Source organism: Lacticaseibacillus chiayiensis (assembly GCF_004123795.1).
In the GTDB taxonomy this organism is placed as follows: domain Bacteria; phylum Bacillota; class Bacilli; order Lactobacillales; family Lactobacillaceae; genus Lacticaseibacillus; species Lacticaseibacillus chiayiensis.
Window position 1 is genome coordinate 22,525 of record NZ_MSSM01000012.1, and the last position, 23,734, is coordinate 46,258.

Sequence of the window (23,734 nt, forward strand, 5' to 3'; positions counted from 1 at the left end):
AATGCCATCACAAAGTAAAGCGACGCATAATCAAAACCGTCAAGAGCTGAGCTTAACAAGTATGTACTTTAATCGCTATCTATTGATTCGGTATACAACCGCTGTTTTCTTCTTTGCCAATTTATACTGGTTCATTTTGAGCTTTAGTTCTGGAGGATTTATTAAGTGGTGGCCAATGATTTTACTGATCGTTACCACAGCAGTAGCTATTGAACAAGTCAGCAAATATTGGCGACGTGATCATAAACTGCCGGTGACGAAAACAGGCTACCTTGTGCAACTGATCAGTAATTTTGTTGCATTAGTACTCATTGTAATGGGTTATGGGACAAAGATATTTCCGTTTTTCGGACCAAAGGGGGTATCGCTCATGACAACAGTCCTACTCATTGGCATGGGAGGATGCTTCTACATTTTGGCTCGAGTTCACTTGATTGAGACAGACCGTGATCGTTATCTGAAACAGATTCAGCGCTTTGCTCAAAGTCTTCAATAAACCGAAATGGGGAGAATAAGATGGATTCAAGCAACAACAAATTATTTAAGTTTATGAATGCCCATTTAATGGGACCGATGGGGAAACTCGCCTCATTTAGAATTGTTCGTGGCGTTATGGCGGCAGGGATGGCATCGATTCCTTTTACGATTGTCGGATCAATGTTCTTGATTATTAATGTGTTGCCACAAAGTTTTCCTGCTCTGGCAGGCATCTGGAAAGTTTCGTTTGACAAAATTTCCAATCTTTACATGTTGGCAAATGGAGCCACAATGGGTATTTTAGCACTCTACTTTTGTCTGGTCTTCGGATATGAATACACGCGGATTCAGGCACAAGAAGAGAAGATTGATGTCAACCCACTAAACGGTGCACTGCTTTCCATGATGGCTTTCTTCATGTGCATTCCGGAATTAGTCTTTAAAGGTGGAACAGCAACTTTAATCACACAAATCACAAAAGATAGCAAGATTATTGACGGTTACGCGATTTCTGGCGGCGTTACCCGACTTGGTACGACGGGCATTTTCACAGCCATCATCATGTCAATCATTGCAGTGAAGTTATACGCGTGGTTTGTCAAAAAGAATATTGTTGTTCGGATGCCTGATACGGTTCCGACAGGGGTTTCGCGTTCATTTACTGCTTTAATTCCAACCGCAGCTATCGCGTTAACGGTTATTGTCATCAATGGCATTTTGATGGCCTTCAATACTGATATTTATAAAATTGTGGCGATTCCATTTGGTTTTGTGACGAATCTGACAAGTACGTGGGTGGGGCTATTAGTTGTGTACTTCATCATGCATGCCTTATGGATTGTCGGCATTCACGGAGCGACGATTGTAACGTCCTTCTTAACACCAATCGTGCTTTCAAATATGCAGTTGAATCAAAAAGGTGCCAACATACCGTTCGCGGGAGAATTTAATAACTGCTTTGTCACAATCGGTGGATCTGGTGCGACACTCGGTATGGTTATTTTCATTGCCTTTTTCGCAAAGTCAGCTCAATTAGGCGCTTTAGGTAAAGCCTCAATTGTTCCTGCTTTCTTCAATATTAACGAGCCGATTTTGTTTGGTATGCCGGTTGTCTATAACCCGTACACCGCGATTCCATTTTTCTTAGCACCTATGGCTTCCATGACCATCGCTTATTTTGCCATTGATTTTCATCTGGTTAAGCCGATGATTGCTCAGCCGGCATGGCCGACTCCGATTGGCTTATCTGCATTTATCGGCACTGCAGGGGATTGGCGGGCCATCATTCTTGCATTCATCTGTGCATTTGTCGCTTTTCTAATCTGGTTCCCATTCATTAAATTTTATGATGGTAAGTTATATAAAGATGAACAAGTCAAAGGTGCAGAAGAAGCTGCTGCTTAATGAGTGAAAATTGTTAGTTGTGTTACGTTGAAGAGGAGGGAAAATCTTGTCAGCATTCTCTAAGGGTTTTTTATGGGGTGGCGCAGTTGCTGCTCATCAATTTGAAGGCGGATGGGATTCAGGCGGTAAAGGTGTTAGCATTGCTGACGTTATGACTGCCGGAGACAACCAAAACAAGCGACAGATAACGGACGGCGTCAAACCAAATGAAAATTATCCGAATCATGAAGCTATTGATTTCTACCATCGTTATAAAAAAGACGTTGAACTTTTTTCGGAACTAGGCTTGAATTGTTTCCGGACGAGCATTGCTTGGAGTCGCATTTTCCCAAATGGGGATGAAGACCAACCTAACGAGAAGGGTTTGAAGTTCTATGACGATCTGTTTGATGACCTTTTAGCCCACCATATTGAACCTGTCATTACGCTATCGCATTTTGAAATGCCATATCACTTAGTAAAGGCATACGGTGGTTGGCGTAATCGCAAGCTGATTGATTTCTTTGTTAGATTTGCAAAAGTTGTCTTTGATCGGTATAAAGATAAAGTTAAATACTGGATGACGTTTAATGAAATTAATAATCAAGTTAGTATGATGAACGAATGGTCCTTGTTCACAAACTCAGGACTAGTTATTCAACCTGGCGAGAATAAGGAACAAATCATGTTTCAAGCGGCGCATTACGAAGCAGTCGCAAGTGCTCTGGCAGTTCAAGTTGGACATGACATTAATCCCGATTTTAAGATCGGCTGTATGGTTGCGATGGGCCCGGTTTATCCAGCAACACCGAGTCCCAATGATGTGTTTAAAGCAGAACGACTGATGCAAATGAACTATTATTTGGCTGACGTTCAGGTAAAAGGTTGTTATCCAAGATTCCTGAAACATTATTTTGATCGGCGCCAATTTGATTTAGACATCACGTTGGAAGATCGTGACGTTCTGTTAGCCGGTAAAGTAGACTATATTGGATTCTCTTATTACGCATCGCATGTTGTGAAAGCGGCGAGTGACGAACCTGCTGACTTTATCACACTGGGTCACAATCAAGAAGTTAAAAACGAAACCCTTCAGCGCTCAGATTGGGGTTGGGAGATTGATCCTGTAGGTCTCCGGTATGCGCTTAATTGGTTTAGTGATCGCTATGATGTACCGCTATTCATTGTCGAAAATGGATTGGGCGCCTTCGACAAGGTTGAAAAAGATGGCAGTATTCATGATGACTATCGCATTGACTATCTACGCCAGCATATCGAGCAGATGCGGTTAGCTGTTGAAATTGATGGCGTCCAACTCATGGGTTACACACCATGGGGCATCATTGACCTTGTGTCTGCGGGAACAGGCCAGATGGAAAAACGTTATGGTGTTATCTATGTTGACAAGAACGATCAGGGAAAAGGAACGCTGGCTAGAAGTAAGAAAGATTCATTCAACTGGTTCCGCAAGGTGATTCAAAGTAATGGAGAAGATCTCACCTGATCATATGCCCAGAGATTTTGCCGAAGCGCCTTTGCCCCATAAGCAAAGGCGTTTTTATATGGCATCAAACACGAATAAGCGCTAGTTCACAAGTTTAAATGGCGTTATAATTCAACCTAAGACTTTGCTTAAGCGTATTAACTGGCGAATCACTAGGGGAGAGAAAAAGGTTGTCACAGCGAGAAAGTAAATATGATACAAAAGGACTTGTGAATCAGCTCCTAAAAGATATTCAACAAGGGGTCATTCAAGATGCGGAAGGTCAGCTTCCAACCGAACCCGAACTCATGGATCAGTATCATGTCACGCGATATACACTGAGACAGGCCTTAAAGAGTCTCGCCAATCTCGGTTATATTTATCAGGCTCATGGTAGTGGTACCTTTGCGCGTCCGCACCACGTGGAAGGCGCTATTTCGCTTCAAAACAATGTTGGACTGACTGAAGAAATGGCGAGACAAGGGAAAGTCGTTAAAACGACTCACATCAGTCAGGAAGTTGTTCCGCTGGCAGAAGCAGCATTTGTTCCTGAAAATCAGAAACTGGATAAATCCACTGAGCTTATCTCGGTGATTCGCCAACGAACGTTAGATGATGAGCCATTTTTAGTAGAACATTCTTATTATTTAAAATCTATCATAGGCGAAATTCCTGATGAGGCACTTAAAGGCTCATTGTTCGCATTCGTCAACAAAAAGCCAGGATTGAAAGTGGGTTTTATTGACTCTGTCATCGAGTGCGAGATGGTATCCGGACTGCCTGCGAAATTCTTTCATGTTCCAGACGGCAGTCCCAGTCTCGTTGTTCGGGATGATTCGTATTTAAGTTCGGGAAAATTGTTTGCGTTTTCAAAAATTTTTTATGACTTCCGAAAGACAAAATTCTTTATGCTTAAGAAGATGCACTGATCCTAAGACATTTGAACAATTTAACGAAAAGTCGCTTATGCTTCGCAAGCTTGATCGAGGGGGTATAAAACGGCTTTTTTTCTTTTCTCATAACGCTTGGCATCAAATTATTCCCCGTTCCGCCTTTACACCCGAACATTTCTCCGATAAACTCAAAATACATTCAGGTAATACGGGCCCAAACATTCTGTGTAACAGCCGCGCAGAAAAGGCGTATCATCTGAAATAACCGAAATAAACACACGCATTCAGTATGTTTGCCAATTTTCGGCTTTCATACGGATGCACAGGGGGGACAGAAAATGGCGAAGTTAGTGTTACAGACGGATTTTGGCTTGGTTGATGGAGCCGTGGCGGCGATGTATGGGGTCGCTTATGGGGTGGATGGCGACTTGTCGATTCATGATTTGACGCATGAGATTCCGCCTTATGATATTTTTGCGGCGTCTTATCGGTTGTATCAGACAACGAATTATTGGCCTGAAGGAACAGTTTTTGTGTCGGTGGTGGATCCGGGCGTTGGCAGCGATCGGCGGAGCATCATCGCAGAGACGGCGGATCATCATTTTGTCATCACGCCGGATAATGGGACGTTGACGCATTTGGCGAAGTTTGTTGGGTTAAAGCGTGTGAGCGTGATTGACGAGGCGTCGCATGCGTTGCCTGGGAGTCAGGAGAGTCATACGTTCCATGGCCGGGATGTTTATGCGTATAACGGTGCGAAGTTGGCGAGTGGTCAGATTGCGTTTGAAGATCTCGGCCAACCGCTTGCGCCTGAGGATGTGGTGATGCTGCCGCTGGGCGAGGTGACGGAAGGCGATAACCAGATTGCTGGTACGATTGATATTTTGGATATTCGCTTTGGCTCGCTGTGGACGAATATTCCACTGGAGACGTTTAAAAAGCTTGGTGTGGAACCGGGCGAGTTGGTGCAGGTGTCGATTTATTATCGGGATCAGATGCGTTACCAAAACCAGATGCCATTTACGCGGACGTTTGCGGCGGTGCGGGTTGGCGAGCCACTGGTGTATGTGAACTCCTTGCTGAATCTGGGTGTGGCGATTAATCAGGATTCGTTCTCGAAGCTGTATCATATTGGCACTGGGGTCGATTGGCATATCACCGTGAAGCGGCTTTCGGTATAATGGACTCGTTGCGCGGATCATGTCGATTTGACGCGATCCGTGTTGATGGGACGTTTTATCCAACCTAACAGTGGAAAAATAGCGTTCATTCTTATAGGAGGATTCGGTTATGCGAGATCACAAAGTTTTGAGTGTGCGGACAGTTGTTGCGATTGGTATTGGCACGGCTATTTTATTTATTTTGAAGCGTTTTGCAGTTATTCCAACAGGCATCGCGAACACGAACATTGATATTTCCTATGGCTTTCTCGGTTTCATTGCCACGCTTTTTGGCCCAGTCGCCGGCTTTTTCATCGGCTTCTTGGGTCACGCTTTGAATGACTTTACCCAGTATGGCCAGCCGTGGTGGACATGGGTGTTTACGACCGGACTAGTTGGTATGGTGATTGGCTTGTTCTGGAAACGATTCAACATTGAAGCCGGCAATTTTGGCACGAAAAAGATTATCGCGTTCAATGTTTTGCAAGTGATTACCAATGTGGTGAGTTGGAGTTTGATTGCGCCGACACTGGATATCATTATTTACAGTGAACCGGCGAATAAGGTTTATGTGCAGGGGATTGTTTCGGCGATTTCCAACAGTATTGCGACCGGCGTGATTGGCACGATTTTGCTGGTGGCGTATGCGGCAACTCGGACGCGTTCTGGCAGTTTGAAGAAAGAGTCTTGATATGACGGTACCAGCAATTCAACTTGAACATGTGACCTTTCAGTACGACAGTCAGGCCGAGCCGACGCTGCACGATGTTAACCTGACGATTCAGCCTGGCGAAAAGGTGCTGATTGTCGGGCCATCAGGATCGGGAAAATCAACGCTTGGCAACTTGATTAACGGCTTGATTCCGCATGCTTTTCCCGGGAAATTAAGCGGGTCAGTCAAGGTTAACGGTGCCGAGGTGAAAGATCAGAGTTTAGCCGCCTTGTCTGTGAACGTCGGGACGGTTTTGCAGGATCCTGACGCTCAATTTGTCGCGCTGACAGCTGGCGAAGACATTGCGTTTGCCTTGGAAAATAGTGCAGTGGCGCCGAGCGAGATGCATGCGCGTGTTAAAAAATGGGCGGACCGCTTGAAGATTGGCGATTTGTTAGGGCAGGCGCCGCAATCACTTTCTGGCGGCCAAAAGCAGCGGGTGGCGATGGCAGGCGTCTTGATTGATGAAGGCGACGTGCTGTTGTTTGATGAACCGTTGGCGAGCCTTGATCCGGCAACCGGTGAAGCATCTGTGGCGCTGATTGACGAGCTGCATCAGGCGTATCACGTTACCGAAGTCATCATTGAACATCGCTTGGAGGACGTTTTGCGACGGCCGGTTGATCGCTTGGTCGTGATGGCGGATGGACGCATTTTGGCGGATGACACGCCGGAGCACTTGTTGCGCGGTCAATTATTGCAAAAAATCGGCTTGCGCGAGCCACTGTATTTGGAAGCGGCTGAGTTCGCGGGGATTGACTTGAAGCAGGCAGCGCATTTGTCAGATGCTGAAGCGTTTGACGCGCCGGAGCTGGGTTCGAAACTTGCAGCGTTTACGGAAGATGCACCCACTGTGGTCGCGGAGAAACCGCAAGCCCCGCTGTTAACAGTTGATTCCTTACAATTTGCGTATCCAAAGGGCCGCCAGATTTTTACCGATTTGAACTTGGAGCTTCATCATGGCGAGATGGTGGCGCTGGTTGGACGGAATGGCGTTGGCAAGTCAACGTTGAGCCATTTAATTGCCGGATTTTTGACGCCGGATGCCGGTCAGATTTCGTTGGAAGGCAAAGATTTGGCTGATTGGTCGGTGAAAGAGCGGGCGGATCAAATCGGTTATATTTTGCAAGATCCGAACCAGATGATCAGCAAGCACCTGATTTTTGATGAAGTGGCGCTTGGACCGCGGTTGCGTGGTTGGGACGAAGCGCGCGTCAACGAGGCTGTTTTGGAAGCACTCAAAGTCTGCGGACTGTACCCATTCCGCTCCTGGCCGATCAATGCGCTGAGCTATGGCCAGAAAAAACGCGTGACCATTGCAGCGATTCTGGTTTTGGAGCCGGCGTTGATGATTCTCGATGAACCGACTGCCGGTCAAGACTGGCGGCATTTTACCGACATGATGCGTTTTTTGACGAAGCTGAATGCGCAAGGGATTACGATGATGCTGATTACCCATGACATGCATCTGATGCTGGAATATGCGCAGCGGGCGATTGTGCTCGGCGATGGCGGCGTGTTGATGGATGCCACGCCGGCGACCGTTTTGACTGATCCAGCGGTAATCCAACATGCGTCATTGGCGCAACCGAGCCTTTACCGGTTAGCCAAACGCCTGGGACTCGATCCGCTGGCCTTCACGCAAGCCGTCATCGATCAAGAACGGAGGGTCCGCCAATGAACTCACTTTTTGGGTACGACCCGAAAGACACCTGGCTGCATCGCTTGACCGGTGCCACCAAAATGCTGGCGTTTCTCGGCATCTCGGTGATTGTGATGGCGAGTTACGACACGCGCTTTGTGTGCGCCGTGATGCTGGCGTCGATTATTTTGTTTGCCCAAGCCAAAATCCGCTGGCACCAAATTAGCCTCGTCGTGAAGATCATTACGATTTTTGCGGTGGTGAATCTGTTGCTGGTGTTCGTCTTTTCGCCACAATATGGCGTCGGGCTATACGGCAGCAAGCATGTTTTGCTGAACGCCGGCTACTTCACGATCACGCAAGAGCAATTATTCTATGAACTAAATTTGGCGTTGAAATACATCGTGACCGTGCCGCTTGCCTTGATCTTCTTGATTACCACCAACCCCAGCGAATTCGCGGCCAGCCTCAACAAGTTGCACGTTTCGTATCGCATCAGTTACTCGGTTGCGTTGGCACTCCGCTACATCCCGGATGTGCAAGCCAACTTTCGGCAGATCAGCCTCGCGCAACAGGCCCGTGGTTACGAACTGTCACGCAAAGCCAAACTGTTCCAGCGTTTAAAAGGCATGGGGCAGATTTTGATGCCATTGATTTTTACCAGTCTTGATCGCATTGATCAGATTAGCCAGGCGATGGAGCTCCGGCGTTTTGGCACAGGTAAACGCCGGACGTGGTATATGGATCAACCGTTGCGGACGCCGGATTGGTTGGTGCTGGTGGGCGTTGTGGTGATTATTTTGGTTGGTTTGGTGCTGTTTAAGGTGAATGGTGGACGGTTTTATAATCCGTTTCGGTGAGACGTAGGAGGAGCAGCATTTGATGTTCGATAATCAGGTATCCCCTGAAGTAGCAGCTCAATTTAATCAATACTGGCCAAAGTTTGTGGACAGTGAACAATACCAAAACTTAAAGGTGGGAAAGGATTTTAAGGATGTGCCAGCAGCGGTGGTTCAGCAGTTTCTCGGCTCGATGGCTGATCTCGGTGAGTTGGCGCTAAGTCAGTGGCGAGTTGATAATATTCGTGAGAGTGTCGAGGCGCTTGTTAATGCAGCTCCCCAAGATGTTTATGGCGCGATTATAGCGACAACGGGATTATTGACCATTCAACAATTCTTGGATTGGCTACTGGCGACGCATCAACTGCCCTTGCCTCAGGCCGATGTTGATCACGTGATGCTTGATGTCATGACGCAGGCTAACTCTGAATTTGCTCCTGAAAAATTTTCTTTGGGTAACGACGATGATCAAGCTGATGATCAAGTGAACAACCTTGCATTAGCGTTTGCAAGTGAAGCAAGGCAGGGCAGATTTGATTCGTCGCTTCCTCAATGGCGCGAGGCAACAGCTAATCGCATTAAAGCAGAAATCGAATCACTAGTTGACCGGTTTTTTGACGATAAAACGGTCCGGCAAGCGTTGCCGGAAAAAACATCGCTGGCCCATGTAAAAATGCTCGTCTCAACGCTGACTATGAGAATATACGATCAGTTTCGCAAAACCCCAAAAGCTTGGACGAAAGAAGCTGTCGAACATGTCATGACGGGCTACTTTGTTTCCAATCTTCTTATTACTGCAGAAGCCTATACGACGATCGATCCAATTTTGACCGCTTTTGTCGATTTTATGGTGTCAAAAAATTATATTCGGCCAGTTGTTGGCAAACGTGTTCAACGTGGTATCAAAGAGGCGGCACCAAAAATGATTGCTTTGGCCCAAGATTCAGACAATTATGGGCCAGCTAAAACTGTGGGCATGGCGATGCTGACTGCCGGCCTTGACCCAGCCGATCCGGTCGCGGCAGATGAATTTTTAAATGATTATCATGAGGTTGAACAAGTACGGCGGGCGGTTCAAGGTTTGCCATATCATGAGGAGGATGTCTACCAACCTGACGATGCGTATCACACGCTACCACATGTTGATACATTTGATGGCCAGCAATGGCAGTTAGCAACAGCGACACAGGTTCATCATCAAATGATCAAGTATGCTCGCTTGCTTTGGATCGATGAGGATAGTGCAGATATGCGTGGCGCGTGGGCACAGTCCGATATTGTTGATGCCCTTGTAACCATGGGGGATGCGATGTATGCGGAATATTTAGAGACCCCCGAGACATGGCACGCTGACAATTTCTATATGTATCTCGAACATGTTGTGGACCATCGACCGTTAATCGACTTCCAAAGAATCCTTGCTGGCGGGACGTACCTGATCGTGTATTTGTTGAAGACCGGAAGAATGACACAAGAGCGAGAAGAACAGTTGATGGAAACGTTTGTCGATGCTGAGGGTCATTTATTGCAGCGGAATAGTCCATTTAAGAAAACCACTTTCCAACCGCATCGCAAGCAAAAGAAACACAAAAAGCCGAAAAAGAAGAAGCGTTGGAAACGTTAGCTGGGGTTCACGAGTAGCAGTCTGTTTTCGTGGTTTATAAAAAGTTCGATGGTCATTTGATCGTCGGGCTTTTTTGTCATGTAAATTCCTGCGAAGCTTCGTCCGAGAAAGCTATTTTCCGGAAGTTTACGGAAAGCACAATTGCCATAAGTGTTATGGCAAAAGAAAAACTTAAAGCGCTTACTTTCTTGGCTATACTAGGTTTACAAGTTAGCTGAGAAACAAGGAGGATCCGTTGTGGAGAAAGAAATTAATACCGATGAAGGTTCAATGCAGATTATTCTGCACGCGGGGAATGCTAAAAGTAGTGCATTTGAAGCATTGAAAGAAGTCAAGCTTGGCCACATTGAGAGCTACAGAAAGAACTATCAAACAGCGAAGTCTGAACTGGTTTTAGCTGAAAAAGCCCATGCGGTTTTGTTGCGCGATTTGGCTAACGCGAATCGAATGAAAGACGTTGATCTACTTTTAGTCCATGCTGAAGGGCATTTATCATCCACAGATATCGCAGTTCAGTTGATTGGTGAAATCGGTGAGATCTTGAAGTGGAAAGGGGAATTAGAGAATGCGTAAAGATTTTCTATGGGGAAGTGCGACCGCTTCTTACCAATGTGAAGGAGCTTGGAATGAAGACGGTCGGGTCGAATCAATATGGGATCGCTACTTGCACGAACATCATTTGGAAAATGGTGACGTTGCCAGTGACTTTTACCATCATTATGAAGAAGATATCAAGATGATGAAGGCGGGTGGTCAAAATGCTTATCGCTTTTCGCTATCTTGGCCGCGAATCATCTCAGATCGCGAAGGGACGATCAATCCTTTAGGCGTTGATTTCTATAACCGTGTGATCGACTGTTGCCTGGAAAATGATATTACACCGTTTGTGACCATCTATCACTGGGATCTACCGCAATACTGGCAAGAGACAGGCGGATGGTTGGATCACAATGTCTGCGCAGCTTATGATCAATATGCTAAAGTTTGTTTTGACAACTTTGGTGATCGTGTGAATTACTGGGCAACGTTTAATGAACCAAAATGGTGTTTAGTCAATGGCTATCTGATCGGTAACTACCCGCCTGGCGAACATGACGTACAACATACAATGGATGCAGCTTATAACATGATGTTTGCGAGTGCTTTGGCTGTACGCACCTTCCGACAAGGAAACTATCAAGGCAAGATTGGCATCGTCCATAGTTATACCCCCGTTGATGGTGTGGATAACACGATTCAGACCCAGATTGCAGTACGCAATGCCGATAATTACAGCAATAATTGGGTACTTGATACTGCGGCCCTTGGCGAATTTCCGATTGATCTCGTAACGCGGCTTTCCCATGACTATGACATCAGCTTGATGAAACCTGACGAGCTCAAAATTATTAAAGATAATACGGTGGACTTCTTGGGGCTTAATTATTATGCTCGCTCACTAGTTAAGCCTTATACTCGTGGCGAAACGCAATTACAATTCAATAATACTGGTAAACCGGGATCGACCAAGATTGTGCTAAAAGATTGGTTCGAGCAGGTCATGGATCCTAAAAGTGAATTTACAGAATGGGATACGGAAATCTATCCGCGTGGCTTGTATGATGGCTTGAAGAAAGCTTATGCCAAATACAATATACCAATTTATGTCACAGAAAACGGTGTCGGCGTACGTGAGGATGTGTCTGTGCCAAAAGTTCAAGATGATTGGCGCATCATTTATATGAATGATCATATCAATGCCATTATGAATGCGGTTGATGATGGTTGTGACATTCGCGGATACTTTGCATGGTCGACTATGGATCTTTATTCTTGGAAAAACGGCGTAGAAAAACGCTATGGGCTAGTCGCGGTTGATTTCGATCATCATTTAGAGCGGCTGCCAAAAGCTTCTTTTGACTGGTTTAAGACAGTAGCAGATTCAAATGGGGACGCGATTAAGCGGCAAGCGTATTAATAACTCAAGGAGGAGAATCATGAAAAATATCATGTTAATTTGCAATGCAGGTATGTCGACAGGAATTTTGGCGAAGAAGATCCAAGCAGCATCTAATGACACGATTAAGGTTCATGCTTATGCTGAAGCTGAGTACGAAGACTACTTGGATGGCGTCGATTTGATTTTAGTCAGTCCGCAGATTCGTTTTTTAGCCGACGATATTGCGGCAAAATCGCACAAGACCGTCAAGACTATCGCTCCACAAAAGTACGGCATGATGGATGGTAAAGGAATCTATCAGGACATTGTGAATGAGATCGGGGGTTAAATCATGCACTTTGATGCCATTACGACCTATATGGAACGACATATTACGCCGTTAGCTGCAAAGTTATCAAAGCAACGTCATTTGAGAGCGATTCGGGATACTTTTATGTCAATCTTGCCTATTACCTTGTTTGGCTCCATACCAGTCATCTTAGCGGCTGCACCTCCAGTAGATAAGCACACGACAAACGGCTTTTTACTTGCGTGGGCAGGCTTTGCCAAGACAAATGCCATGACGCTGACGTGGATTAGTGCGGTGACTTTGAACGCCATGTCGTTAGCGATCTGTATCGGGGTCGCCTATTATTTATGCAAACACTATAACGAAAATCCGTTACACCCCATGTTATTCTCAACAATTGGTTTTTTGATGCTTGTGTTGGACCCACAGAAGTTGGGATGGGAAGGGAACATTGTTGATATCAGTTATTGGGATGGTCGAGGGATCATTATCGCATTACTGATTTCAATACTGACGGTTGAAAGCTATCACTGGATGAGGCAACACAACATCGGCCGTATCTCAATGCCAGATAGCGTGCCAGCGTCACTCTCTGAGACCTTTGCTATGTTGGTTCCTTCCATGGTGATCTTAACCGGATACACGTTACTCTTCATCATTTTCCATGCTATGAATACAACGATGGTGGCATTTATTTATACCGTTTTAGCACCGAGTTTTAAAGCTGCTGATAGTTTGCCAATTGCCATCTTACTGATTGTTTTAGTCCATGTGTTCTGGTTCTTTGGGTTGCATGATGCAGCGTTAGCAGGGATTTTAGGCCCGATCCGTGATGGAAACCTTTCAATCAATGCCGCAGAGAAGATGGCAGGACAACCATTGTCACGAATCTTTACGACTCCTTACTGGACTTACTTTGTTATTATTGGTGGCTCCGGATCGGTTCTGGCTTTAGCTTTCTTGATGATGCGATCTAGGTCGAAGCAATTAAGTACGGTCGGTAAAGTTGGCCTTATCCCTTCTTTCTTTGGCATATCTGAGCCTTTGATCTTTGGGACGCCTTTGATGTTAAATCCCGTGTTCTTCTTCCCATTTATTTTTACCTCGACTTTTAACGGGATCGTAACCTATTTGTGTATGCAATTTGGGATTGTAGGGAAAACATTTGCGGTCTTTTCGTGGCAAATGCCCGCCCCGATTGGATCATTCCTGTCAACGATGGATTGGCGGGCAGTGGTGTTAGTCTTGATCCTGATCGTGTTGGACGGCATAATGTATTACCCGTTCTTCAAGGTTTATGAACGCAATCTTGTTAAGTTAGAAACGATACCAGATGACGGAACTAATAAGGAAACAAAATAGAGAAAATGGCTAGGTGACTAGCCTTTTTGTGCATGTGAAGGGGGAAGTGTGCAGGATGCCGATCACAGTCAGACAGAACACCCTGTTGGAATATTTAGCACAGGCCGGTCAGCCCTTAACCAGTGAAGACTTAGCCGCGCATTTAGGTGTTTCGCCCAAAACCGTTCGTAATGATATTCGAGTTTTGAACCATATAGGAAAAGGTGTGATTATTGATTCTAAGCGGGGCGTGGGGTATTTTATTGCCGATAATTCTAAGACTCACATCATGACCCATCAAAATGAAGAAAATTTTCAGTATGAAGTACTGAAAGCGGTGATTGATTCGCCACAAGTTAATTTATATGAACTGGCAGACAAGCTTTTTATTAGCGATAGCGCCTTAATGACGATGGTCAGCAATTTAAATAATGTTATTGCTCAGGCGGATCCTAGTTTGCAAATCAGACGCGTTAATAATGATCTGCTTATCAGTGGAACTGAAGGGCAGAGGAGGCACGTGTTCAATTTATTTCTGGCACAGGAGATCCGAGAGAAAAATTTACCACTAGATAAGTACGCTTCCTATTTTGCCTTCAGTGATTTGCGAGAGCTCTATTCTTTGATTAATACGTTGCACGAGCAAGAACACATCAAGATGAACGGATTCGCAGCGATTTCCTTTGTATTGCATATTTCGGTTTTGCTGGAGCGTGTCCATGAAGGTAATTATGTTTACCAAAAACAAACGGACTTAGATCATGATCGTTGCCGCGAGTACGCCGAAGCTTTAAAACGATTGCTAGAAAAGAAGTTTCAAATTGCGTTACCTGACCAAGAGTTAGCATACATTTATCATCTATATTTAGGGCAATTTCAGACTGTCGAACCTGTGAATCAAACTAAGTTAGATCAAGTCATTCATCAGGTTTTAACGGCTATCCGCGAGGCTTTTTATGTTGACTTTTCCCGCGATATAGACTTAGCATCCTACCTTCGGAATCACATGGAAAGTCTGTATCAACGGGCACAGACTAATCATTTTCTGATCAATCCATTGACCAGTGATATTAAAACTCAGTATCCATTCATCTACAACTTAAGCGTTTTTGCAGCTGTTCTCTTTCAAAAGAAACTTAAGTTCCAAATCCCTGACGATGAGATTGCTTATATTGCTCTTCACTTTCTTGCTTCTTACGACACGATTCAATCGGAACGAACTAAGAACATCCTCTTAATTACGCCATATGGGTTGGGGAATCAAAGATTAATTCAGGTCAAGTTAAATCAAATTGAAAATTTTGAGATCAATGTCAAAAACACACCAACAGTTAAAGATGCCCAGCGTGTTATTCATCAAACACGTAATGTAGATCTGGTTCTCACGGCCGAGCTAATCCACGTCAATCTCGGAGTTCCAATTTTCAATTACCACGGACTGCTCTCTAATGAGGATGTGGACGGGATTTCCCGACTTCTGCAAGAGGGAGAGAAAACAACACACCAACTTGTGATGGAGAAGTTTATGGATCCACGTTTGTTTTTCCCAGGTAGAAATTTGACCCATCCAGAAGCTGTCATTCGATTTTTGTGTCAAAAATTGGCTGATAATGGTGATGTAGATGCGAACTACGTCAACTTAGTTCTGGAGCGGGAACGTCTTTCCAGTACGGCTTATGAAAATAATCATGCCATCCCGCATGCCATCCAGCGGGTGGCAAGGAACAGTGCCATTGCAGTTTGTTCCTTGCCGCGGGCGATTGATTGGAACGGTAAGAAGGTCAGATTAGTGCTCTTGTTGGCTCTTACGGCTGAACGTAATAGTGACTTTGAGGATTTATTTGGTGAACTCGTGAAAGTACTAGACTCGACTAGCTTTGTTAACCGATTGGCACGAGTGACAGAATTTGAAACTTTCATTAAGTTGTGCAAAGAGAAGGTTGCAATGCCATGAATAGGCATTTGTTATGGCGGTATCCCAATTCGGTTATTTCTGTCCATTAGTGCTGCTTCACTACAGAAAAAAGATTCAGGAGCTCAAATTTCGAGGCCCTTGAATCTTTTTTGCTTAACCTTGTAGGATATATTATTTAAGGATCATTGAAGCCAATGGATAGCCAACAAACGAGAGAATTAGAACGCCTGCTAATGCGAGTGCCAAACCATAGCGGAGCATGACTTTTAAGTCGACCCAGCCTGATCCGCCAGCAAGTGCCATTGGAATTGTTGAAGGTGGCGTTGACCAAGCATAGGAAGCGCCGGCTGCGATTAGAACGGTTAATGCTGCAACGTTAATGTTACCTAAAGTCAATGCTAACGGGATCAGCAAGGAGTAAAAGACGGTGGCCATGATGGTACTTGAAATAAACTGCTTGAGCATGACCAGCAAGAACATGGCAACCAGTATGAATAGAAAACTGGAAAAGTCACTGACAACTGGGCGGACAATTTTAGTGAAGTATTTGGTGATGCCAAGTTTGTCCTGAACGAGTGCTGCAGAAAGAACCAAAACAGCCGCATTAAAAATCAAAGTATTCCACGGCACGCCTTGGGTTGATGCTTTTTTGAAATCCATGACTGGCTTACCGTCGACATTGATAAGACACAATAGGATGACGCCAATGAAGGCAGGGATGGCGTTTCCAATCGAAGATAGATAAGCGCCAATTTCTGGGAGAATGTTGCCAATGGTTCCTTGAATGATCCAAATAATGATAACAGCAACAAAGACAGAGGCAGTGATCTTTTCCTGCCGCGATATTGGTGGCAATTCAGCCCGTAGTTTTTGAGCGTCAAAACTTCGTAAAGGTTTAACGTCGGGGCGGTAGAAAAATTTATAGATTAACATGAACACGATAAAGACCAGCACGCCTGTTGCAATGCCGACAATGCTGTAAGAGAGCACATCAATGTTGATGTGAGCATCGCGGGCCAAAAAGGTAAGCGGGATGAGGACAATTGCATGGCCAATAGGTGTCATGGAAGAGCCAATACCAACACACATTGCCAGTCCTAAGATAATCATTTGAGGCAAGCGGTCACCTTTTTTTAAACCAAGTTCTTTGAACAACTCTTCAGCAATTGGGATAAAGACAAGCAATGCCGCAGTTTGCGACATAAAAGCTGAAAGAAAAACCGATGCAAACAGGAAGACGACGATGAAGGTCCATGGTCCGCGACTTGCTAATTTGTTTGAAACAGACCAAATAGCAATTCGTTTCGAAAGGCCAGTCTGGGTCATCACATAACTGATCATGAAGAATGCATAAAGAAATGAATTGACCCAGTTGCCCAAACCACTAGCAAATACTTCTGCTTGCGTCATGATTTGAAATAAAACGATGACGCTCATACAAAGTAAGCTTGTCCAACCAATGCCAGCGAAGTTCCAGAGTAGAAGCATCCCGACAAAAATGCCGATCATTTGCATACTGTCAGCAGTTAATCCGGAAGGTGCTGGGATAAAACGGGACAGAAAGATGAACGCAAAAGAGACAACTTGCATCAGTTTATTAAGATTGAAATGGCCGAGGATGGCATGACTATTCGCTTGTTTGACTGTCGTTTGCATTTTAGTTTACCTCACAAGTTTGGTTGACCAGTTCTTCGTGCATCATTATTTTTTTAACTTCAGCTGGGGTTAACGCATAAACATCTTTGTGATTCTTGATAGCGTAGGCGAAGATGGCACCGATTGATTCGCCAACGTTCATCACAATCGGCATTACCCGGGTTGCAGCAAATGTTTCCATATCAGTAGAAATCGCCTTGCCAATAACTGCTAAATTGAGATCTTCTTTGGGGAGACAAACGCCCAGAGGAATTTGATAAACACCATCAATTTTCAAGAAGTGAACCTTTTTCGTGACGGGATCATGAATATCGACTGGATAGCAACCAACCCCGATGCAGTCTTCAAACTGGCGCATTTGTTTAATGTCATCAAGACGAAGGGTGGCTCGCCCATTGAGTTTGACACTTGCGCGAACACCTAAAATTGGGGCAATATTGGACAGATAAGCGTTTTGGCACCCAGGAATTTTTTCTTTAATAAACGAAGCAATTCGATTGATTTGACTTCGGGTCTCGTGCAGCCCTTGTGAAAGTTGTTTAGGGTCACGATAATCAACATTTGTTCGAGTTACATTGACACTGGTGTCATTTGTGCCAGGAATAGGTGCAAAGGCGAGGATTCGACCATGGATAATATTGTTTTCGAAGGCTTCACTGATAACGTCTGAAAGCTTTCCACTCGCAATAAAGGCCTGTAGTGTTGGCAGATCAACGTTAGACAATCTAAATAATTGCGTTGAGACAGCGATATCCTCAGCAGCAAGTCGTTGTGTGTGGCAACGAAGGCTTGTTGCGACCAATGAGTTACTTGTACCGTCTATCAAGTATTTTGTTGAGAACCGGTAAGGCGTTCCAAAATTAGTTACCTGAACCGTAAAACCATTTGCTTCCCTCTTAGCTGCTTGGAAATAAGTGTTATAGAAAACCTGAACGTGGTTTTCGGCTAACATCTCTTCCAAAATTAGCTTCAACACTTCAGGATTGTAACGAAGGCGGTCAACCTTGATCTCTTTATCAGATGACATTGGGAGTTGGTAATAATATTGGCCGGCTTGACGCTCTACAAGTCGGTCAAAAATCATTTGCTCAAAGCCATGATAAAGTGGCTGTTTTAAAAATGTTGCTGCATTAAACTCCGCTAAACCAGACAGTGTGGCATTACCACCGCAAACATTTTGCTGTTCAATAATCGCAACACGAATACCTTTAGATGCTGCCTTTATTGCGGCCAAAACGCCACCAGTACCGCCACCAATAACCATTAAGTCAAAATCCATTAATTTGTCCTCCTTTAGTTTTAAAATCAGATATGTTCAACTCTTCACTAAAGGCAGAATAAGGCATCGCTTTCATTTGTACAATCGATTCTGTATACTGTTTCTATCGATAAAAGCGATGATACTTTTTCAAAGGGAGAACGATTATGAATCTCAATCAGCTGCGCTATTTCTTAGTACTGGCAGAAGTTGGCTCATATAGTGAAGCAGCTTTTCAGTTGGACATAGCTCAGTCGACGTTAAGTCAATCAATGATCAATCTTGAGCAAGAACTGAATACACCGCTGTTTTATAGCGAGAAAAGAATCAGTTACCTAACTGGAGCTGGAGAAGTTTTGCGGAACGAAGCGCAAAAAATTCTTGCGGACGTAGCGGAAAGCAAGGAAAAGATAGCGCAATATCTGGATGGCAATCTTGGCAGTGTGACGATTGGCGTATCTGGCTCGTTTGGTGTGACCATTGTTCCTCAAGTCATCAATCTGTACCGCAAATATCATCCGCAAAATCAACTGACTGTGCGATTAGTACAGGGAAACACGGAGCAACTCATCCAACGATTAAGTAATCACGAAATCGATTTGGGTATCTGTTCTTATTGGCGGCGTAATGAGTTCGTCGAGTTTTCTGCCATTAAACGTGAACCTTACGTTGTTATTACGCCTGTGAATCATGAACTTGTCAGGCAGACGTCAGTTTCGGTTGCAGATATTCTGAAATATCCAATGGTGACGTTTAGTACGCGCAGTGGTGCCTATTATGATGTTGCAAACATCTTAAATGTTGACATGGAACAATTGGACATTGCGATGCAAGTTGACGATCCTGCGATGATGGCTGCTTTGGTGGCATCCGGTGTCGGCATTGCGGTTATACCACGGATATATTTACTGGATCATTTTGAAGTCAAAATATTGCCACTAGCAGAAGCACGTCATCGAGATGTGTACTGTGCATGGCTTAAGTATCAAATGCTTTCACCAGTTGCTAAGGAGTTTCGGTCATTGATTCAGCAATCGTGCGAGATGTCAGGCAGCAACACATAAGAACTGTTGTAGCAAATAAGCTAAAGAGCCCAAATTCGTGCGTTAAGGACAACGAATTTGGGCTTTTTAATTTTTGCTTGTCTGTATTGTTAATATTCAGGCAAACTACTTCACTCCAGAAATAGCTAGATTAAATTTGCAGATTTCGAGAAGGTCTATTTAGCTGCTATTATTTCAGGCTTCCTTCTTTTAACAGCTTTTGTCCGAGAGCACCGCCTGGATGGAATATTGCAAAGTCGGAAGCTGTGAAACCTTTCAATTTTGAAACTGTGCAAGCGATCGCGTCACCGACCATCAACGCTGCCGTTGAGCTGTTTGTTGGCGCTAATCCCAAATCGTCTGCTTCATTCTTGACAGGGATGGTTAGCACGTTTTTGCAAGCTTTAGCCAACTGCGAAGATTCATTCCCAGTTAATGCTACCGTTTCTGCACCAATTAAGTTCAGAGAAGGTATTGGTGCAAGCGTCTCTTTTGTCTCGCCACTATTCGAGATAATAATAACTAGGTCCTTTGAAGTGATCATGCCTAAGTCCCCGTGCATTGCTTCAGTTGCGTGCACAAAGATTGATGGGGTGCCAAGACTCGCAAAAGTAGCTGCAAGTTTAACACCAATATGTCCCGTTTTACCGACACCCATAAAAACTAACCGACCCTTTAACTTCATAATCTTATCAATCAGAGATTCATATTGTGATTCATCAACGTGTGACGCGATCAACTGCATAGCTGAAATTTCCCTCTGCATGTATGTGTGTATTAAGGACATTTTGTTTTCGATCATGTGGATAACCTCCTTATTCCACCTTCATTGTTGACTGCCACAGCAGTAATGACAATCATCGATGATGTGTTGTTTTGTTGGGAAGCAAACATATTTCGAAAACATAGTTCTTTTTGCGAGAAGAAATGCGCATAACCAAGGGATTTATTCTCGCGGGACGCGTTGCTCTTTGTTGAAATTGTGAGCACACAAACAAAACCTGTTACCAGAAAGCATTGATCGATATTCAGATAGCGCTTACATTGAGCTTGTAGAAACGAAGAAGGTGATGTTGAATGATTGAGAAAATTATCACAGAACCATTAATCCAGTTGAAGGTAAAAGCGACAGATTGGCGTGACGCCATTCAAAAAGCGGGAAGCGTTTTAGTCGAAGACGGGGATGTAACTCCAAATTATGTTGATGAAATTATTCGTTCAGCAGAAAAGTTCGGCCCTTATTTCGTGATTGCACCACATGTTGCGCTGGCGCATGCCCCTCGTCAAGCCGGCGCCAACACACTGGCAATGGGCATAACGACTCTGGATCCGCCAATAGATTTTCATAATGAGGCGAATGATCCAGTTCGATACGTGTTTACACTAAGCGCGCCGGATGCGGATTCGCATCTTAAAGCGATGCAAGAGTTTGTCAGATTGCTTTCAATGGATGGCTTTTATGATGTCCTTGATCGAGCTACATCCGGTCAGGAGATTATGGCGTATATTGAGTCAACTGTATCAACGAACAGGAGTGATTGTAATGGTTAAGGTATTAGTTGCATGTCGTGCAGGTGTTGGGTCAAGCCTTATGTTAAAGATCAAATTAAATGAGGTTATTGCTGAACACAAGTGGAATATGGAAGTGATCCATTCCTCTTTAGATGAACTAAGTAGCTTTGATGGCCCGATTGTTGTTACGCTGAGCGACGTTGCTGATGAGCTAAAAGAAGAAGGTGTCAAAAAGGAAATTGTCGGGATTAGGAATTTACTGGATAAAAAGGAAATTTATACGAAAGTAGCAAAAGCTTTACAGGATATTGGCGTCAACTGACAAGAGCAAGATGGGGGATTAATCATGAAGTTTTTAGTTAGTCTGCTTTCCAATCCGGCAATACTTTTAGCGGTTGTGTCTTTAATAGGGCTAATTTCGCAACGAAAAAGTCCAACGGAAGTTTTTACTGGAACGGCTAAAACAGCAATTGGGTTTTTGATATTTGGAATTGGTGCGACAACGATGACGGGCACGCTGCAGAACTTTAACAAGCTGTTTACGGAAGGATTCCACATCAATGGTGTGATCGCATCACCAGAAGCAGCCACGGCACTTGCTCAAAACAAGTTTGGCTTTGCAGTGTCCATGACCTTAATTATTGGATTCATTATGAACTTAGTATTTGCGCGAATAACACCGTTTAAAAATGTCTTCTTCACTGGAGGCCATAGTCTATTTTTTGCGTGTGTTCTTGCCTTGGTTATGAAGGCACACGGTTTTAACAATACTTGGACCATTATTGTGGGTGGAACAATTTTGGGCTTTTGTTCGGCAGCACTACCACAACTTTGTCAGCCGTTTATGCGGAAAATTACTGGTGGTGACTTTCAGGCAATTGGTCACTTCAACATGCTTGGCTACGCACTTTCAGGACTACTTGGTAACGCGTTTAAGAAACATGCCGATGACACAACGGAAAATATTAAGTTTCCTAAAGCGCTATCATTTTTCAAGGATTTCTTAATGGGCTTTGCATTTGTCATGCTGATTCTCTTTTATTTAGCAGCAATTGCCGCGGGTAAGTCAGCTGTCATGAAGATTTCTGGCGGGGTTGATTGGCTAGTTTTCCCACTGATTCAGGCTTTGACATGTACGGCTGGTATTTCGGTCTTAATGACAGGTGTTCGGATGTTCTTAGCAGAGATAACTGCTGCATTTAATGCTTTTGCCGAGAAATTCATTCCAGGATCCCGACCAGCGCTTGACGTGCCAACAATCTTTCCATTTGCACCTACCGCTGTCCTTGTTGGATTCTTAAGTTCATACGCTGCTGGACTTATTGGCGTCCTTATCATGATCATTTTTCATTTTGATATGGTTATCATCCCAGCTGCGCATATCTGCTTCTTCTCGGGCGGAACTGCAGCAATTTTCGGCAATTCAACTGGTGGCTGGAGAGGCGCAGTTTTCGGATCCTTTGTCGTCGGTTTGCTGCTTGTTTTCTTACCAGTGCTGTTGTATCCAGTCATTTCAAGTATGGGCGTGTCAACTGCAATGTTCCCGAATGTTGACTATAACGTTGTTGGCTCACTCTTAAACAGTATCTTGGGACTGTTTCATTAATGATGCTTGGTGGTCACCTAAAAATTAAAAGAGGGAGTTACAGTCATGGCACCTTTGTCAGGAATTTTAGTTGCGATGGTTACACCATTAACCTATGATCAAAAAATCAGTTTTGAGAGAACTGACCGACTCTTAGACCATCTGTTAACTGAAGCCATTGCCGGGATCTTTATCTTAGGAACAAATGGAGAAGCATACGTTTTGAATGAGGAAGAGAAGCTGGCGTTTACTGCTCATGTCATAGGTTATGTTCATGGAAGAACCAAAATATTAGTTGGAACAGGATTAAACGGTACAGCTGAAACAGTGCGTTTTAGTCAAAAAGTGGCCTTAATGCATCCCGATGCGATCACTTTGGTTGCTCCTTCGTTTGTTGCACCTTCGCAACAGGAACTTATCGATCACTTTGCAGCCGTCATTCAAGCCGTTGACGTGCCGGTCTTACTTTATAACATGCCGGCAAAAACAGGGATCAACATTGAACCTTCATCCATGAAGCAACTATCAAAGTATAAGAATTTGATTGGCATAAAGGATAGTTCGGGAGAATGGGATAACTTTGATGGTTACTTGAAAAATCGGCCAAATCGACCATTTTCCGTCATCATGGGCTCGGATGGACGGATTCTTGAAAGTTTGCAGCATGGTGGTGACGCTGCTATTGCCAGCACCGCTAATCTCTTAACAGCTAATAATGTGGCACTTTATCAAGCTTTTGTTAATGCTGACATTGATGCAGCAAAGAAATACCAAGATCATATCGAACCTCTCAGGACGGTATTGCACAAGGCAACTTCGCCTGTATCACTTAAGACGGCGCTTAATATTGCGGGGATTACGGTTGGTCCGACTAGACTACCTGCTAAGATGCCGACCAAAGAGGACTCTCTGTATCGGGAGACGCAAAATGTCATTAGTGCTTATCAGCAGCAGGGCATTGTTTAGAAAAGGAGAACAACATT

At 44.3% G+C, this 23,734-nt stretch carries 22 protein-coding genes; 19 read left to right on the plus strand and 3 right to left on the minus strand.

Features of this window, described 5'->3' with window-relative positions:
- Nucleotide 1 precedes the first annotated feature (1 nt).
- The 14 genes from BVJ53_RS06090 to BVJ53_RS06155 all read left to right on the plus strand — a co-directional run bounded on the left by BVJ53_RS06090 (nt 2) and on the right by BVJ53_RS06155 (nt 15,736).
- Nucleotides 2-496, plus strand: a complete 495-nt coding sequence (locus BVJ53_RS06090) for a PTS cellobiose transporter subunit IIC (RefSeq protein WP_129301634.1) — start codon at nt 2-4, stop codon at nt 494-496.
- Nucleotides 497-516: 20 nt separating this feature from the next.
- Complete coding sequence (celB, locus tag BVJ53_RS06095; protein WP_129301635.1) at nt 517-1,881, plus strand: PTS cellobiose transporter subunit IIC; 1,365 nt, start codon at nt 517-519, stop codon at nt 1,879-1,881.
- Between the two features lie 46 nt (nt 1,882-1,927).
- Complete coding sequence (locus tag BVJ53_RS06100) at nt 1,928-3,364, plus strand: 6-phospho-beta-glucosidase (RefSeq protein ID WP_129301636.1); 1,437 nt, start codon at nt 1,928-1,930, stop codon at nt 3,362-3,364.
- Between the two features lie 170 nt (nt 3,365-3,534).
- Nucleotides 3,535-4,272: a GntR family transcriptional regulator gene (locus tag BVJ53_RS06105; RefSeq protein ID WP_129301637.1), complete on the plus strand. Its 738-nt coding sequence runs from the start codon at nt 3,535-3,537 to the stop codon at nt 4,270-4,272.
- Between the two features lie 302 nt (nt 4,273-4,574).
- Nucleotides 4,575-5,417, plus strand: a complete 843-nt coding sequence (locus tag BVJ53_RS06110) for an SAM hydrolase/SAM-dependent halogenase family protein (protein WP_129301638.1) — start codon at nt 4,575-4,577, stop codon at nt 5,415-5,417.
- Between the two features lie 109 nt (nt 5,418-5,526).
- A complete protein-coding gene (locus tag BVJ53_RS06115; protein WP_129301639.1) occupies nt 5,527-6,087 on the plus strand; it encodes an ECF-type riboflavin transporter substrate-binding protein in 561 nt (186 codons plus the stop codon).
- 1 nt (nt 6,088) lies between these two features.
- The gene (locus tag BVJ53_RS06120) at nt 6,089-7,789 is read left to right on the plus strand and encodes an ABC transporter ATP-binding protein (protein WP_129301640.1); all 1,701 of its coding nucleotides are present in this window, start codon (nt 6,089-6,091) and stop codon (nt 7,787-7,789) included.
- The gene (locus BVJ53_RS06125) at nt 7,786-8,610 is read left to right on the plus strand and encodes an energy-coupling factor transporter transmembrane component T family protein (RefSeq protein ID WP_129301641.1); all 825 of its coding nucleotides are present in this window, start codon (nt 7,786-7,788) and stop codon (nt 8,608-8,610) included. The genes BVJ53_RS06120 and BVJ53_RS06125 overlap by 4 nt, the downstream gene beginning before the upstream one ends.
- A gap of 22 nt (nt 8,611-8,632) precedes the next feature.
- Nucleotides 8,633-10,213, plus strand: coding sequence for a hypothetical protein (locus BVJ53_RS06130; RefSeq protein ID WP_129301642.1), 1,581 nt, complete (start codon nt 8,633-8,635; stop codon nt 10,211-10,213).
- 237 nt (nt 10,214-10,450) lie between these two features.
- Nucleotides 10,451-10,786 (plus strand): PTS lactose/cellobiose transporter subunit IIA, encoded by a 336-nt coding sequence (locus BVJ53_RS06135; RefSeq protein WP_238150145.1) that lies wholly within the window; start codon nt 10,451-10,453, stop codon nt 10,784-10,786.
- Nucleotides 10,779-12,170 carry a glycoside hydrolase family 1 protein gene (locus tag BVJ53_RS06140; RefSeq protein ID WP_129301643.1) on the plus strand — a complete coding sequence of 464 codons (1,392 nt, stop codon included), beginning with the start codon at nt 10,779-10,781 and terminating at the stop codon, nt 12,168-12,170. The genes BVJ53_RS06135 and BVJ53_RS06140 overlap by 8 nt, the downstream gene beginning before the upstream one ends.
- Nucleotides 12,171-12,189: 19 nt before the next feature.
- Entirely contained in the window at nt 12,190-12,480 is a 291-nt protein-coding gene (locus BVJ53_RS06145; RefSeq protein ID WP_129301644.1) for a PTS sugar transporter subunit IIB, read from the plus strand.
- Nucleotides 12,481-12,483: 3 nt separating this feature from the next.
- Nucleotides 12,484-13,803: a PTS sugar transporter subunit IIC gene (locus tag BVJ53_RS06150; RefSeq protein WP_129301645.1), complete on the plus strand. Its 1,320-nt coding sequence runs from the start codon at nt 12,484-12,486 to the stop codon at nt 13,801-13,803.
- A 55-nt stretch (nt 13,804-13,858) separates the two neighbouring features.
- Nucleotides 13,859-15,736: a BglG family transcription antiterminator gene (locus BVJ53_RS06155; protein WP_129301646.1), complete on the plus strand. Its 1,878-nt coding sequence runs from the start codon at nt 13,859-13,861 to the stop codon at nt 15,734-15,736.
- A gap of 132 nt (nt 15,737-15,868) precedes the next feature.
- On the opposite strand, the gene BVJ53_RS06160 is transcribed toward BVJ53_RS06155, so the two are convergent.
- Complete coding sequence (locus tag BVJ53_RS06160; protein WP_129301647.1) at nt 15,869-17,353, minus strand: SLC13 family permease; 1,485 nt, start codon at nt 17,351-17,353, stop codon at nt 15,869-15,871.
- Between the two features lies 1 nt (nt 17,354).
- Complete coding sequence (locus BVJ53_RS06165) at nt 17,355-18,632, minus strand: FAD-dependent oxidoreductase (protein ID WP_129301648.1); 1,278 nt, start codon at nt 18,630-18,632, stop codon at nt 17,355-17,357.
- A 146-nt stretch (nt 18,633-18,778) separates the two neighbouring features.
- Between BVJ53_RS06165 and BVJ53_RS06170 the strand changes: the two genes are divergently transcribed.
- Entirely contained in the window at nt 18,779-19,675 is an 897-nt protein-coding gene (locus BVJ53_RS06170; RefSeq protein ID WP_129301649.1) for a LysR family transcriptional regulator, read from the plus strand.
- Nucleotides 19,676-19,844: 169 nt separating this feature from the next.
- Here the strand turns inward: BVJ53_RS06170 and BVJ53_RS06175 are convergent, their stop codons facing one another.
- Nucleotides 19,845-20,456 carry a KpsF/GutQ family sugar-phosphate isomerase gene (locus BVJ53_RS06175; protein ID WP_129301650.1) on the minus strand — a complete coding sequence of 204 codons (612 nt, stop codon included), beginning with the start codon at nt 20,454-20,456 and terminating at the stop codon, nt 19,845-19,847.
- A gap of 275 nt (nt 20,457-20,731) precedes the next feature.
- Between BVJ53_RS06175 and BVJ53_RS06180 the strand changes: the two genes are divergently transcribed.
- Genes BVJ53_RS06180 through BVJ53_RS06195 form a run of 4 tightly spaced genes read left to right on the plus strand, consistent with a single transcriptional unit; the run spans nt 20,732 to nt 23,717 of the window.
- A complete protein-coding gene (locus BVJ53_RS06180; protein WP_129301651.1) occupies nt 20,732-21,205 on the plus strand; it encodes a PTS sugar transporter subunit IIA in 474 nt (157 codons plus the stop codon).
- Nucleotides 21,198-21,488: a PTS sugar transporter subunit IIB gene (locus tag BVJ53_RS06185; protein WP_129301652.1), complete on the plus strand. Its 291-nt coding sequence runs from the start codon at nt 21,198-21,200 to the stop codon at nt 21,486-21,488. Before BVJ53_RS06180 ends, BVJ53_RS06185 begins: the two co-directional genes overlap by 8 nt.
- A 24-nt stretch (nt 21,489-21,512) precedes the next feature.
- Complete coding sequence (locus BVJ53_RS06190; protein WP_129301653.1) at nt 21,513-22,772, plus strand: PTS ascorbate transporter subunit IIC; 1,260 nt, start codon at nt 21,513-21,515, stop codon at nt 22,770-22,772.
- 45 nt (nt 22,773-22,817) lie between these two features.
- Nucleotides 22,818-23,717, plus strand: coding sequence for a dihydrodipicolinate synthase family protein (locus BVJ53_RS06195; protein WP_129301654.1), 900 nt, complete (start codon nt 22,818-22,820; stop codon nt 23,715-23,717).
- Nucleotides 23,718-23,734 lie beyond the last annotated feature (17 nt).